The organism is Luteibacter sp. KNZ12-1A (assembly GCF_056755675.1).
This window is the reverse complement of the sequence record NZ_JBPGXU010000224.1, coordinates 1-279: the sequence shown is the minus strand read 5'-3', so window position 1 is coordinate 279 and position 279 is coordinate 1. Positions and strand designations below refer to the sequence as shown.

Genomic DNA, 279 nt, shown 5'->3' with positions numbered 1-279 from the left:
CCTCCCCAACGCCAGTCGAGGATGCTCGACAAGGCGCAGCGCTGGCGCGGCCTGCCGCCGGAACGCCGTGCGGAAATCCGCGAACGCATCGAGCGGTGGCAACACATGACACCCGAGGAGCGTGCCGAAGCGCGCAGGAACCGGCAGAAGTTCCAGGACCTCACGCCCGAGCAGCGTGCGAAGTTGCACGACGCCTTCGAGCGCTTCCGCAACCTCCCGCCGGAACAACGCCGCCAGCTGATGGACAAGTGGCGGCAACAGTCGCCCGAGCAGCAGCGC

1 protein-coding gene is annotated in these 279 nt (G+C 68.5%); it reads left to right on the top strand.

Annotation, left to right across the window (positions count from 1 at the left end; genetic code table 11):
* The coding region (locus tag ACR9ZJ_RS19435; protein ID WP_481288697.1) for a DUF3106 domain-containing protein at positions 1-279 on the top strand (279 nt) is incomplete at both ends.